We start from the raw sequence: 13,299 nt of genomic DNA on the forward strand, positions 1-13,299 counted from the left end.
CCGTGTTCCCGGCCCGTGACCGCCGCGGCAACGGCGGCCACGGGCCGGGACCGTGCTCAGCGTTCGGCGTCCACCCAGCCGTCCAGCCAGCGGTGAATGAGGAACAGCGCGATCGACGACGGCGGCGGCAGGATCAACCGGGCTCCATCACCCACGTCCACCGTCTGCCCGGCCAACGCCGCACCGATCTCCCGGCGGGAGAACCACCGGGCGTACGCGATCTCGGACGGATCGACCCGCACCGGCTCGGCCGGGTTCGCGGTGGCCAGGAAACCCAGCATCAGCGAGCCGGGGAACGGCCAGGCCTGGCTGCCCACGTACCCGATGCGCTCGACCCCGATTCCCACCTCCTCGCGGACCTCGCGCAGCACGGCCGCCTCCGCCGACTCGCCCGGCTCCACGTAGCCGGCCAGGCAGGAGTAGCGGCGACCACCCGGGGTGCCCTGCCAGCCGGCGTTGTTGCCGAGCAGGCAGCGGCCGTCCGGGCCGTCCACGCCGTCGTGGACGAGCACGATCATCGCCGGGTCGGTACGCGGCCAGATCCGCCCGCCGTTGCGGTCCACCCGGGACCAACCGGCCTCGTCCATCGCGGTCGGCGCGCCGGTGCTCGCCGAGTAGGCGTGTCGGGTGTGCCAGTTGACCAGCGCCAGAGCGGTGGTGAAGATGCCGGCCTCCCGGTCGGCGAGCAGGTGGCCCACCTCCCGGAGGTGGACCGCCCGGGTCCCCGGGATCGTCGGCAGCGGCGCGTCGACAGCGAAGACCGGCACCCCGTCCGGCTCGACACCCAGGAACATCGCGCTCGACTCGGAGCCGGCAGGCACGTCACCCGCCCCGAACAGCACCAACGTCGGCGGCGACGTCTCGGTGCGGGCCAACGTCCGCCCCTCGTCGGTCGAATCGAGCAGCAGCACCCGGGCCCGCAACCACGCCTCGGTCAACCACTGCGAGTCACCCCGCCGGTGCGCCGCCCGATCCAGCGTGGACCGCGCCAACGGCGGTGCCGCCTCCCCACTCACGCCAGCGCTCCGCAACGCTCCGCGCCGGCCTGGGACGACCCGCTGCTGAACCCCATGGCTCGCTCACTCCGCCCGCTCACGCCAACTGCTCGGTCTGCACCGTGGTCAGCGCGGCCAGCCCCGGGGTGACCCGCTCCGCGTCGCCGAGCACCACGATCGCCGCCCGTGCCGGTGCGAGATAGCGGGCCGCCACCTGCGCGACGTCGTCGATGCTCGCCTTCGCCAACCTCGCCGCGTACTCGGCGAGGAAGTCCAGGCGCAGACCGTTGCCCGCGTATGCGCTTGTCAACGCCGCCAACCCGGCCTGGGTGGACATGCCGAGCTGGAGAGTGCCCAGGGCGTACTGCCGGGCCTGCTCCAACTCCTCGGGCTTCGGCGGCAGTGACGCCAACCGACCCAGCTCGTACGTCGTTTCCAGCAGCGCCGGACCGGTGACCTCGGTGGCCACCTCGGCGGCGGCGACCAGCACCGACCCGGCGACGGAATGCTCGATCACCGAGTGCGGGCCGTACGTGTAGCCCTTGTCCTCGCGGATGTTCTCCACCCACCGGGAGGAGAAGTAGCCGCCGAAGATCAGGTTGGCCAGTTGCAGCGGGGCGTGGTCCGGGTCGGTGCGCGACACCGCCGGCAGCGCGATCCGCAGCGAGGACTGCACCGAGCCGGGCCGGTCGACCAGCAGCAGCGGCCCCGGCTCCAGCGGCGGAGTCGCCGGCAGTTCGGCCGTACGCCCGGCACCCGACCAGCCGCCGAGCGCCCGCTCGGCCGCGTCCAGTGCCTTCTCCGGCTGCACGTCACCGACAAGCACCAACTGCGCGCCGGTCGGATGGACCCGCTCCGAGTGCAGGGTGCGCAGCGCCGCCGGTCGGACCGCACGGATCTGACCGGGCTCCGGCGTCTGCGTCGCGTACGGGTGCCGGCCGTAGATCCGCTTGAGCAGCGCCTCCCGGGCCAGGTGCGCGGGTTGGCTCTGCGCCACCTGGATCCGGTCGACCAGCCGGTCCCGTTCGGTGGCCACCTCGTCGCTGGGGTAGCTGGCGCCGGTCAGCACCTCGGCCAGCAACTCCAGCATCCGGTCCAGGCCGGTGACCAGACCGGCGCCGGAGAGCATCAGCCGGTCCGGGTCGACGCCCGCCGAGAGCCCGCCGCCCACCTTCTGCAACTCGGCGGCGATCTGCACACTGGTCATCGACTCGGTGCCGGAGAGCATGGTCTGCGAGAGCATCGCGCCGCGGGCCAGGTGGACCCTGCCGAACGGCACCCACAGACGCAGTTCGACAAGGGGTACGGCGGGCCGGCGTACGGCGATCACGGTGAGCCCGTTGCGCAGCGTGCGCTCGGCCTGCTTGGGCACCTTGAGCTTGCGCGTCGGGCCGAGCGGCGGCAGCGTGCGCGGCCCGACCGGAGCAGTGGTGGTCGTAGTCATCTGACGCCTCCGGGGATGACCTCGATGGCGGCCCGGCGCTCCGGGCGCAGGGTGGCCGCCGCGGCCCTGACCTGCTCCTCGGTGACCTCGCCAACCAGCCGGGGCAGTTCGTTGAGCAGGCCCGGTTCGCCGCGTTGCTGCTCCAGCACCGCCATCCGCAGCGCCCGGCCGAGCACCGCGTCGGTGTCCCGCAGCAGGTGGGTCGCCATCCGGGCCTGGGTGCGGGCCAGCTCACCGTCGGTCAGCCCGTCGGTGGCCAGCCGGTCCAACTCCTCGTCGATGGTGCGCAGCACCTTGTCCACGTCGCCCCCGGGGGGCAGGTGCGCCTGCAACAGCAGCGCTGTGGGATCGCGGACGTCGAACGGGTCGCCCATGAAACCGAGGTATCCGCCGAGGCTGGTCACCGTGCGGTCCCGCTGAACCAGCCGCTCGACCAGCCGCGACGCGTCGCCGTCGGTGAGCACCTCGGCCAGCACCACGTACGGCAGGTAGCCGGCGAAGTCGGTGACCGGGTCGGGCACGCGCCAGGCGCCGGCCACCGCCGGCAGCGGCGCCAGGGAATCGGTGTACGAGGTGCGCCGCTCGGCGCTCAGGTTGGGCTCGGTGAAGTCGGGCCTAACCGGTGCCGGGCGGGCCGGCACGTCGCCGAAGTGCCGGGTGACCAGCTCGGTCGCCTCGGCCACGTCGATGTCGCCGCTGACGGCGAGGACGGCGTTGCCGCTGGCGTAGTAGCGGCGGAAGAAGTCCGCGGCGTCGGCGACGGTGGCCGACTCCAGGTCGTCGAAGGAGCCGTAGCCGTCGTGGGCGTTCGGGAAGGTGTCGAACATGACCGGCGGCAGGGTCAGCCAGGGGAAGCCGCCGTACGGCCGGTTGAGGACGTTGACCCGGATCTCCTCCTTGACCACGTCGACCTGGTTGCGCAGGTTCTCCTCGGTCAGCCGGGGGCCACGCATCCGGTCCGCCTCCAGGAACAGCGCGCGTTCCAGCGCGTTGCTCGGCAGCGTCTCGAAGTAGTCGGTGTAGTCCAGGTGGGTGGAGCCGTTGAAGGTGCCACCAGCGCCCTGCACGTGCCGGAAGTGGGCCAGCTTCTCCAGGTTTTCCGAACCCTGGAACATCAGGTGCTCGAAGAGGTGGGCGAAGCCGGTACGCCCCTCCGGCTCCGAGCGGATGCCGACGTCGTAGACCACCGCCACCCCGATCACCGGGGCACTGCGATCGGGGGTGAGCACCACCCGCAGGCCGTTGTCGAGGGTGAACCGCTCGACCGGATACTTCGTCGCTGGAATTCTGGATCTCCGCGCCGCCACGGAGTCGACCCTAGCGCGTCGGCACCTCCGCCACCCGCGACCTTCCCGGAGCCGCCGCGACCGGGGCCGTCACCAGGGGCAGCACCTCGGCGCCGACCCGCTCGGCGTCCTCGTGGTGTGGCCAGCCGGAGCTGACGAACTCGTCGACGCCGAGCGCGGCGTACTCGTCGATACGGGCCGTCGGCGCTGGTCGATTGTCCTAGCTAGCTGGTAGGAAATGCCGACATAACCGAGACGCGCCATCCCGCCATGTGGATGGGTCTTGACGCTGGCCGAAGCCTGGCCCACTCTTCCTACCAACTAAGTAGGAATACTGCGGATTGGATGGACGATGAGACGGCTCCCCCTGCGCCGGTTGGTCACCCTGGCCACCCTCGCCGCCCTCGGCGCGGCGACCCTGGGCAGCACCGCGGCGTGCGGCGACGACAGCGAGGGCGCGGGCGGCGGCTCCGGCCCGGTGACGCTGCGCCTCGGCTACTTCCCCAACATCACCCACGCGCCGGCGGTCGTCGGCGTGCAGAAGGGCATCTTCGCGGAGAAGCTCGGCACCAACGTCAAGCTGGACCCGAAGACATTCAACGCAGGCCCGGCCGCCATCGAGGCGGTCTTCTCCGGCGCTCTGGACGCCACCTACATCGGTCCGAACCCGACAGTGAACGCCTTCTCCAAGTCCAAGGGTGAGGCCGTCCGGGTCATCTCCGGTGCGGCCTCCGGGGGCGTGGCGCTGGTGGTCAAGCCCGGCATCACCGGGGCGCAGGACCTGAAGGGCAAGAAGATCGCCACCCCACAGCTGGGCAACACCCAGGACGTGGCGATCCGGTACTGGCTCAAGCAGCAGGGCCTCACCACCACCAAGGAGGGCGGCGGCGACGTCAAGATCGTGCCGCAGGAGAACGCCCAGACCATCGAGACGTTCAACAGCGGCGCGATCGACGGCGCCTGGGTGCCCGAGCCGTTCGTCTCCCGCCTGGTCAACGCTGGCGGCAAGGTGCTTGTCGACGAGCGCGACCTGTGGCCGGACAAGAAGTTCGTCATCACCAACCTGCTGGTGAGCACCAAGTTCCTCAAGGCACACCCGGACGTGGTGCAGAAACTTGTCGACGGGCAGGTGGCCGCGAACGAGTTCGTCAACACCAGGCCGGACGAGGCGCAGCAGGCCATCTCCGACGCGATCGGCAAGATCACCGGCAAGCCGCTGGACCTGAAGCTGATCAAGCAGGCGTGGCCGACGTTGGAGTTCACGAACGACCCGATCCCGTCCTCGCTCAAGGCCGGGCTCGACCACGCCGTCGACGTCGACCTGACCGAGCCGGTCGACCTCAAGGGCCTCTACGACCTGACGTACCTCAACAACGCGCTGAAGGCACAGGGCAAGCCCGAGGTCGTCCAGCCATGACGTCGACCACGACGACGCCGCGGAGCGCGACCACCGCGGTCGCGCTCTCCGGCGTGACCAAGGTGTACGGACGCGGGGCGAACGCCGTCCTGGCTCTGGACGGTGTGACGCTTGACGTCGCGCCCGGCGAGTTCGTCTGTCTGGTCGGCGCGTCCGGCTGCGGCAAGAGCACCCTGCTCAACCTGGTGGCCGGGCTGGACCGGGTCAGCGGTGGGCAGATCACCCTGGCCGGCGACGCGAACCCGGGCCTGATGTTCCAGGAGCCGGCGCTCTTCCCGTGGCTGACCGTCGACGCCAACGTGGAGGTGCCTCTCAAGCTGCGCCGGCTGCCCAGGGCCCAACGCCGCGAGCGGGTGGCCGAGCTGCTGCGCACGGTGCACCTGGCCGACTTCGGCCGCAAACGCCCGCACGAACTCTCCGGCGGAATGCGGCAGCGCGTCGCGCTGGCCCGCACGCTGGCCCTGGACACTCCGGTGCTGCTCATGGACGAGCCGTTCGGCGCGCTGGACGCGATGACCCGGGACATCCTGCACGACGAGCTGGAACGGATCTGGTCCGAGCGCCAACTCTCGGTGCTCTTCGTGACGCACAACGTCCGCGAGGCGGCCCGACTGGCCGACCGGATCATCCTGCTCTCCAGCCGACCCGGCCGGATCATCTACTCCACCGAGGTGCACATCCCGCGCCCTCGTCGAATCGACTCCCCCGAGGTCGCCGCCATCGCCGCCGAGGTCACCGAGCGGCTCCGCACGGAGGTGGGCCGCCATGGCCAGTGACACCCTCACCAGCTCGGCGCGTACCGACGCGGAGATCACCGGCCTCGACGCGCTGGAGATCGCCGGCCGGGACAAGGAGGTCACCCGGGGCGCCCGGATCTGGGCGGCCACCTGGCCCAAGCTCGCCGCGCTGGCCATCGCCGTCGCCGCCTGGCAGTTCGTGGTCTGGACGGGTTGGAAGCCGCCGTACTCGCTGCCCGGGCCGCTGGAGGTCGGCCGCGAGCTGATGGCCCAGGCCCAGGGCCCGCAGCTCTGGGACGGCCTGCTCACCACGCTGCGCCGGGCCGCCCTCGGGTACGTCTTCTCCGTCGCCGTCGGCCTGCTGCTCGGCCTCGCGGTGGCCCGGTCCACCGTGCTGCGCGCCGCCATCGGTTCGATGATCACCGCGTTGCAGACCATGCCGTCGATCGCCTGGTTCCCGCTGGCCATCCTGCTCTTCGAGCTGAGCGAGAAGGCGATCTTCTTCGTGGTGGTGCTCGGTGCGGCACCGTCCATCGCCAACGGGGTGATCTCCGGGGTGGACTATGTGCCCCCGCTGCTGCTGCGCGCCGGCCGCAACCTGGGCGCCCGCGGGCTCAACCTCTACCGGTACGTCATCGCACCGGCCGCCCTGCCGGCGATCGTCGCCGGCCTCAAGCAGGGCTGGGCCTTCTCCTGGCGCAGCCTGATGGCCGGTGAGCTGCTCGTGGTCGGCATCTCGCAGACCTCGCTCGGTGCCCAGCTCACCTACTCCCGCGAGCTGTCCGACGCGCCCTGGCTGCTCTCCACGATGATCGTCATCCTGGTCGTCGGCCTGGTCGTGGACGCCGCGTTCGGGGCGGCCGACAAGGCGATCCGGCGCCGCTGGGGCGTCCTGGACCAGGCTGGTCAGTGACGTGTTCGTCTCCGCGCGCAGCGACTACGCGCTCAGGGCGATGCTCGCCGTCGCCGCCGCCGGTGGCGGCGGCGACAGGGTCGGCGAGTTGGTGAAGGCGTCCACCCTGGCCGAGGTGCAGGACATCCCGCTCAGCTTCCTGCAGGGCATCCTGCTCGACCTGCGTCGGGCCGGTCTGCTGCACAGCCATCGCGGCGCCGACGGCGGGTACGTGCTGACCCGCCCACCCGACGAGATCACCGTCGGAGACGTGCTGCGCGCGGTCGGCGGCTCGCTCACCACCGTGCGCGGTCTGCCGGCCGAGCGGGTGAGCTATCACGGAGTGGCCGCCGGGCTCACCGACGTCTGGCTCGCGGTGCACGGGGCGATCGCCACCGTGGTCGACAGCACCACCCTGGCCAACCTGCTCACCCACGCCCCGAGTCCGGTCGGCACCGACGCACCGCTCTCCTGATCGCGCTCGACCATTGAGGTAGTGGCCTCACCCGCGTGCCGAGGGGCCTACTTCCTGGATCGAGCACGATCTTGGGCTGGTCCGTCGTGCTCGGGCACGCCGAGGAGGGCGCGAAGGCGATGTGGTCGGGTCGGTGCCCCGCCGACCCGACCACACCTCGTACCGATCCTGACCGGGCCTGCCCCTCCGCCGGCACCGGTAGGCCGGTCGCTGCTCAGCCCACGTGTGCGGTCGCCGGACCGAGGCGCGGGTCGCCAGGACTGTGCAGCTCCACCAGACCGGCGGGAGCGTTACCCGCCGGGGTGGCATGCCAGGGTGCGAAGGCCGCAACCATGGCGAGCAACAACCCGGCGAACGCGACCGCGACCACCAGAATCAGTTCACGCAGTGCGCCCGAGCCGGCTTCGCCCGCCATGGTCACCCCTCCCGTGCCGGGCCCCCCGCCCGACATCCCCCGTCGGTCAGCCTCGACCACGACCGGCCGGGGCGCAGTCGGCCAGCCGACCCAGCGCACGCTGATTACCGACTCAGCGGAGTGGGCCACCCGGCGCGACCGGCTGATCGATCGGACGGCACGACGAGCCGACCGGCCCGGAACACCTAGACAAAACCGACCCGCCCCGCCGAAGCGGGACGGGTCGGTCGACGCGCAGAAGATCAGACGGTACGCGGGCGACGCGGCCGACGGGACCGGCCCGACGCGCGGTGCGCCGGCCGGGCGCCACCATCGGTGGACGCGCCGCCGGACGTGCGAGCCCGAGAGGCGGGCGCCGGCGGAGCGACGATGGTCACCGGCACGCCGGACGGCTCGCGGGCACCGGTCACCCGGGCCAGCGCTCCGTCACCCGCGCGAACCTGGACCGACTCGGGCCGGATGCCGGCGGTGGCCATCAGCCGGGACACGTCCCGGCGCTGCTCCGGCAGAACCAGGGTGACCACGGAACCAGACTCGCCGGCTCGGGCGGTACGACCGCCCCGGTGCAGGTAGTCCTTCGCCTCGGTCGGCGGGTCCACGTTGACCACCATGTCCAGGCCATCAACGTGGATGCCACGGGCCGCCACGTCGGTGGCGACCAGGGCGGTCACCTGACCGTTGCGGAACTGCTCCAGGATCCGGGTGCGCTGCGGCTGGGACTTGCCGCCGTGCAGCGCGGCCGCGCGTACGCCCTTGGAGAGCAGCTGGCGGGCCAGCCGGTCGGCGCGGTGCTTGGTGCCCATGAACAGGATGGTGCGGCCCTCACGGGCGGCGATCCGGGTCAGCGCGTCGGGCTTGTCCAGCGCGTCGACGTGCAGCACGTGGTGGGTCATCGCGGTCACCGTCGCGGTGCCCGGGTCCACCGAGTGGGTGACCGGGTTGCTCAGGAAGCGGCGGACCAGCCGGTCCACACCGCCGTCCAGGGTCGCGGAGAAGAGCATCCGCTGCCCCTGCGGCGCGACCTGCTCCAGCAGCTTGGTGACCTGCGGCAGGAAACCCATGTCGGCCATCTGGTCGGCCTCGTCGAGCACGGTGATCTCGACCTGGTCGAGCCGGGCGTCGCCACGGTTGATCAGGTCGTGCAGCCGGCCGGGGGTGGCGACGACCACCTCGGTGCCGGCGCGCAGGGCGTCCGCCTGCCGCTGCAACGACAGGCCGCCGACGACTGTGGCGCAGCGCAACCCGACGGCGCGGGCGTACGGGGCCAGGGCGGTGGTGACCTGCTGAGCCAGCTCGCGGGTCGGCACCAGCACCAGGGCCAGCGGGCGACCCGGCCGGGCCTTACGACCGGCGGTGCGGGACAGCAGCGGAAGCCCGAAGGCGAGGGTCTTGCCGGAGCCGGTACGACCGCGGCCGAGCACGTCCCGGCCGGCGAGCGAGTCGGGCAGCGTCGCCGACTGGATCGGGAACGGCTCGGTGATGCCCTGCGCGGTAAGCGCGGTGAGCAGCGCCGGCGCCAGACCGGTATGAGCGAAAGAGGGAATAACTGTGGTCATGCGGAAGCCTTCCTCGACGCGGCACGTGTCGAGGGAGGGCGCCGAAGTCGGCGCTGTCAACCGGCGGCACAGGGCAGCCAGGACTCACAAGCACGAACCGATTGGAGTACGGGCCGGCCCGCCGCCGGGCCGCCGCCTGCGTAAGCAGGCGGCGGCGAGGCGGGCCGGTCCCGTCACCGTCACACCCGGAGGGCGCGACAGGTAATGCTGACCGATCCGAAGATCAGAGCGGGCGGATGTTCTCCGCCTGCGGGCCCTTCTGGCCCTGGGTCACCTCGAACTCGACCCGCTGGTTCTCGTCCAGGCTCCGGTAGCCGGAGGACTGGATCGCCGAGAAGTGGGCGAAGACGTCAGCGCCGCCGCCGTCCGGGGTGATGAAGCCGAAGCCCTTGTCAGCGTTGAACCACTTCACGGTGCCAATAGCCATGTGTTTCGTCTCCTTGACGGAACGTCGGACACGCACTTGTTGCGTGCCCGAAGAGGAGCGCTCCGCGCGGGGATGCGCGAATCGCCTGTCGCTTCTGGTCGCCCCGCCCGGAGAACTCCGGACACAACAAAGAGCGCCTGGGGCCACAATCCCGCCAGGCGCACACAGAGTCTCTGGTAACCAAAACTGCAACCCGGTCAACCTACCACGGTTTTCCCCGCAGTGGTCAACGTTGGGCAGAATCCTCGGGCAACTGGGCGATCAAGGCCGTGAGGCCCGCCACATCCAGCAGGTCCGCGGGGCGGACGGTCACCCCGTGCCGGACGTAGTGGAACGCCGCGCCCACCCGGTCAACCGGCACGCCGGCCAGCTCCGCCCAGGCCAGCCGGTACACGGCCAGCTGCACGGCGGCCACGTCGGCCGCCGGCCCGGTGGGCTGCGCGCCGGTCTTCCAGTCGACCACGTCGAACCGCCCACCCGGCCGGGCGAAGACCGCGTCCATCCGGCCCCGCACCACCACCCCGGCGATCACCGTGGCGAACGGCACCTCCACCTCCACCGGTGACCTGTCGGCCCACTCGCTGGCCAGGAACCGCTCCTGAAGCTCGACCAGAGCCTCGTCGGGTGCCGCGTCGGCGTCGGCCGCGCCGGGCAGCTCGTCCAGGTCCAGCAGGCGATCGGCGCCGAAACGCTGCTCCAACCAGGCGTGGAAGGCGGTGCCTCGACGGGCGTACGGGTTGGGTTCGGCCGGCACCGGGCGACGCAGCGTACGGGCCAGCGCCGCCGGATCGCGCCGCAGCGCCACCAACTGGGTGACGCTCAGCGCCCCGGGCAGCGCCACCTCGACCGCACCGGAGAGCCGGGTCACCTCGGCACGCTCCGCCAACAGCAGGTCCGCCTCGCGCTGCCAGCGCGCCACCTCCGGGTCCACCTCCGGCTCGGCCGGCTCAACCGTCGACCCGTCCGGTGCGACCGGCCCGGCGAGCACCGGCCCGACCGGCCCGGGGAGTGTCGCCGCCGGACCGTCGGCCATCAGGCGACGCACCAACCCGGCCGCCTCGGCCAACGCCGGCCGGCGACCGCCCAGCGGGTCGGCCGGCCACTCGGCACGGAGCACCACCTCGGCCGTTGGGTTCGTCGCGTCGGGCGTCGGCTCCGGCGCCCACGCGTCGATCAGGTGCCCCGGCCCGCCGTCGAGACAGGCGTCGTACACCTCCCGCAGGAAGACCGACGGACCTCGCGGCCGCTTCGTGCCCTCCCCCCACCAGTAGCCGGAGCAGAGCAGCAGCCGGCGCGGCCGAGTCACCGCCACGTACGTCAGCCGGCGTTCCTCCCGCTCGTCGTGGGCTCGCCACGCGTCGGTGAAGTCGGTCACCGCCCGCGCCACGGCCCGCTGGTCCCCCGCCTCGTCGAGCGCCAACTCGGGCAACCCGTCGGCGTCGCCGCGCAGCGGGAACGGCAGCACGCCAAGCCCACCCAGCCAGTGGTCGGAGTTGCGAACCGGCCCCGGCCACAGCCCACGACTGAGCCCGGCCGCCGCCACCACGTCCCACTCCAGGCCCTTGGCGGCGTGCGCGGTGACCACCTGCACCGCGCCCTCCACCACCTCGACCTCGCCCGGCGCCAGGCCACGCTCCTCGTCCTCGGCGGCGGCCAGGTAGGACAGGAAGCCGGACAGGGTCGCGCCGGGCGTCTCCCCGCTGAACCGGGCCGCCACGTCGCCGAGCGCATCCAGGTGCCCCCGGGCCAGGCCCGCGTCGCCGGCGCCGTCCCGGCCGGCCCGCACCGCGACCTCCACGTCCAGGCCGATGGTCCGTTCGATGTCCGCGATCAGGTCCGGCAGCGCCTGGTCCAGTCGGTAGCGCAGCAGCGCCAACTCCCGGCCGTACGCGCGCAGCCGCGCGAACCCCTCCGCCGAGTACGCCTGCGCCGGCCCGAGGTCGGCCAACGCCTCCACCAGGGTCGCCTCGTCCAACAGGTCGGGGCTGATCTCCGACGCCTCGTCGGCGGCCACCTGCCGCCGGGCGTTCGCGATGGCCCGAGCCCGCCGGTGCAACGCCACCAGGTCACGCGGCCCGATCCGCCAACGGGCGCCGGTGAGCAACCGCAGCAGCGCGGCGCCGTCGGTCGGGTCGGCCAGCACCCGCAGCGTGCAGACCACGTCGCGTACCTCGGGGGTGTCCAGCAGGCCACCCAGCCCGACCACCTCGACCGGCAGACCACGCTCGCGCAGCGCCGACTCGATCGCCGGGATCTGGCTGCGGACCCGGACCAGCACGGCGGTCGTCGGGCGCCGCGCCACCGGGATGTGCTCCGGGGCCGCGCCCGGCATCCCGGCCGCCCCGCGCCAGGCGGCGAGCACGCTGTCGGCGATCCAGTCGGCCTCGTCGGCGTACGTGGGCAGCATCGCGCAGTGCACAGTGCCGCCGGCAGCACCGCCCGGGCTGCGGTGCGGGATCGGGTCCCGGACGGTCAGCGCGGAACGCAGCTCCGGCACCCGGGCGCCCGCCGCCCGCAACGGGGTGGAGAGCGCGTTCGCCACCCGGAGGATCTCCGGGCGGTTGCGCCAACTCGTGGTGAGCCCCAACGCCGGGGCGGGTTCACCGTTGGCACGGGCGAACTCGGTGGGGAACCGATCCAGGGTGCCCGCGCTGGCCCCCCGCCAGCCATAGATCGACTGGCACGGATCGCCCACAGCGGTCACCGGGTGCCCGCCACCGAACAACGCGTTGAGCAACACCACCTGGGCGTGGCTGGTGTCCTGGTACTCGTCGAGCAGCACCACCCGGAAGCGGTCCCGCTCGATCACGCCGACCCCCGGGTGGTCCCGGGCCACCCGGGCCGCCCGGGCGAGCTGGTCGGCGAAGTCCATCGCCTCGAAGTCCTCCTTGCGCCGGGCGTACGCCCGCACCAGCGGCAGCAGCCGCAACCGGGTCTGCTGGAGGGTGAGCGCCTTGCGCACGTCGGCGTAGACCCGACCCGGCCGCGACTGCACCTCGGCGAAGAACCGACCGGTCCACGCCGCCAGGTCGTCCGGCGCGACCAGGTGCTCGTCCAGCTCCCCGGCGAGCGCCAGCACCGCGTCGGTGATGGTGCTCGGCATCCGGTCCACCTCGGACATGTCGCCGTCGTAGTTGCGCACCAGCAGGTCGACCAACTGCCAGCGGGACGCCTCGGTGAGCAGCCGGGTGGACGGCTCGTAGCCGGCCCGCAGCCCGTGCTCGGTGACGATCCGGCCGGCGTACGAGTGGTAGGTGGAGACGGTGGGCTCACCCGCGAGTGGATCGTCCAGCGGGTCGCGTCCCTGCCGGCCGAGGCGGCGGATCAGCTGGTCGAGCCGGGTGCGTACCCGGTGGGCCAGCTCGCCGGCCGCCTTGCGGGTGAACGTCAGCCCGAGGATCTGCTCCGGCCGCACGTACGAGTTGGCCACCAGCCAGACCACCCGCGCGGCCATCGTCTCGGTCTTGCCCGACCCGGCGCCGGCGACCACCAGCAGCGGCTCCACCGGGGCGGCGATGATCGCGGCCTGCTCCCGGGTGGGCGCCGGCAACCGCAGCAGCTTGGCCAGCTCCACAGGTGTGTACCGGGGGCCGGAGTCCGCGAGTCGGGGCGTCGGCGCGGGACCCGCGCCGAACAGGGTGGGCTGACTCACGGT

Annotated in this window: 11 protein-coding genes; 4 read left to right on the forward strand and 7 right to left on the reverse strand. The window is 72.5% G+C overall.

Going from position 1 to position 13,299, the window contains the following annotated elements; translation table 11 throughout:
* Positions 1-56: 56 nt before the first annotated feature.
* From nudC to ABZU74_RS17530, 3 genes are all read right to left on the reverse strand, one after another.
* Positions 57-1,016, reverse strand: a complete 960-nt coding sequence (gene nudC, locus ABZU74_RS17520; RefSeq protein WP_355424453.1) for an NAD(+) diphosphatase — start codon at positions 1,014-1,016, stop codon at positions 57-59.
* Between the two features lie 76 nt (positions 1,017-1,092).
* Complete coding sequence (locus ABZU74_RS17525; RefSeq protein ID WP_355424456.1) at positions 1,093-2,439, reverse strand: pitrilysin family protein; 1,347 nt, start codon at positions 2,437-2,439, stop codon at positions 1,093-1,095.
* Positions 2,436-3,746, reverse strand: coding sequence for a pitrilysin family protein (locus ABZU74_RS17530; protein ID WP_355424459.1), 1,311 nt, complete (start codon positions 3,744-3,746; stop codon positions 2,436-2,438). The genes ABZU74_RS17525 and ABZU74_RS17530 overlap by 4 nt, the downstream gene beginning before the upstream one ends.
* A gap of 331 nt (positions 3,747-4,077) precedes the next feature.
* On the opposite strand from ABZU74_RS17530, the gene ABZU74_RS17535 reads away from it, so the two are divergent.
* The 4 genes from ABZU74_RS17535 to ABZU74_RS17550 are packed head-to-tail and all read left to right on the forward strand — an operon-like array spanning position 4,078 to position 7,246.
* Complete coding sequence (locus ABZU74_RS17535) at positions 4,078-5,142, forward strand: ABC transporter substrate-binding protein (protein ID WP_355424462.1); 1,065 nt, start codon at positions 4,078-4,080, stop codon at positions 5,140-5,142.
* Positions 5,139-5,918 carry an ABC transporter ATP-binding protein gene (locus tag ABZU74_RS17540; RefSeq protein ID WP_355424465.1) on the forward strand — a complete coding sequence of 260 codons (780 nt, stop codon included), beginning with the start codon at positions 5,139-5,141 and terminating at the stop codon, positions 5,916-5,918. Before ABZU74_RS17535 ends, ABZU74_RS17540 begins: the two co-directional genes overlap by 4 nt.
* The gene (locus tag ABZU74_RS17545) at positions 5,908-6,792 is read left to right on the forward strand and encodes an ABC transporter permease (RefSeq protein WP_355424467.1); all 885 of its coding nucleotides are present in this window, start codon (positions 5,908-5,910) and stop codon (positions 6,790-6,792) included. The genes ABZU74_RS17540 and ABZU74_RS17545 overlap by 11 nt, the downstream gene beginning before the upstream one ends.
* Position 6,793: 1 nt before the next feature.
* Positions 6,794-7,246, forward strand: a complete 453-nt coding sequence (locus tag ABZU74_RS17550; protein WP_355424470.1) for an Rrf2 family transcriptional regulator — start codon at positions 6,794-6,796, stop codon at positions 7,244-7,246.
* A 214-nt stretch (positions 7,247-7,460) separates the two neighbouring features.
* On the opposite strand, the gene ABZU74_RS17555 is transcribed toward ABZU74_RS17550, so the two are convergent.
* From ABZU74_RS17555 to ABZU74_RS17570, 4 genes are all read right to left on the reverse strand, one after another.
* The gene (locus ABZU74_RS17555) at positions 7,461-7,661 is read right to left on the reverse strand and encodes a hypothetical protein (protein ID WP_355424472.1); all 201 of its coding nucleotides are present in this window, start codon (positions 7,659-7,661) and stop codon (positions 7,461-7,463) included.
* Between the two features lie 242 nt (positions 7,662-7,903).
* A complete protein-coding gene (locus tag ABZU74_RS17560; RefSeq protein WP_355424475.1) occupies positions 7,904-9,217 on the reverse strand; it encodes a DEAD/DEAH box helicase in 1,314 nt (437 codons plus the stop codon).
* A gap of 223 nt (positions 9,218-9,440) precedes the next feature.
* Positions 9,441-9,644, reverse strand: a complete 204-nt coding sequence (locus ABZU74_RS17565) for a cold-shock protein (RefSeq protein ID WP_007464836.1) — start codon at positions 9,642-9,644, stop codon at positions 9,441-9,443.
* Positions 9,645-9,870: 226 nt separating this feature from the next.
* The gene (locus ABZU74_RS17570) at positions 9,871-13,296 is read right to left on the reverse strand and encodes a UvrD-helicase domain-containing protein (protein ID WP_355424478.1); all 3,426 of its coding nucleotides are present in this window, start codon (positions 13,294-13,296) and stop codon (positions 9,871-9,873) included.
* Positions 13,297-13,299 lie beyond the last annotated feature (3 nt).

This window comes from Micromonospora sp. NPDC005171, assembly GCF_040608575.1.
Taxonomy (GTDB): Bacteria; Actinomycetota; Actinomycetes; order Mycobacteriales; family Micromonosporaceae; genus Micromonospora.

Coding starts and splice junctions, on each gene's coding strand:
- ABZU74_RS17545 (WP_355424467.1), top strand. CDS start 5,908: ATGGCCAGTGACACCCTCACCAGCTCGGCGCGTACCGACGCGGAGATC.
- ABZU74_RS17540 (WP_355424465.1), top strand. CDS start 5,139: ATGACGTCGACCACGACGACGCCGCGGAGCGCGACCACCGCGGTCGCG.
- ABZU74_RS17535 (WP_355424462.1), top strand. CDS start 4,078: ATGAGACGGCTCCCCCTGCGCCGGTTGGTCACCCTGGCCACCCTCGCC.
- ABZU74_RS17525 (WP_355424456.1), bottom strand. CDS start 2,439: ATGACTACGACCACCACTGCTCCGGTCGGGCCGCGCACGCTGCCGCCG.
- ABZU74_RS17560 (WP_355424475.1), bottom strand. CDS start 9,217: ATGACCACAGTTATTCCCTCTTTCGCTCATACCGGTCTGGCGCCGGCG.
- ABZU74_RS17555 (WP_355424472.1), bottom strand. CDS start 7,661: ATGGCGGGCGAAGCCGGCTCGGGCGCACTGCGTGAACTGATTCTGGTG.
- ABZU74_RS17565 (WP_007464836.1), bottom strand. CDS start 9,644: ATGGCTATTGGCACCGTGAAGTGGTTCAACGCTGACAAGGGCTTCGGC.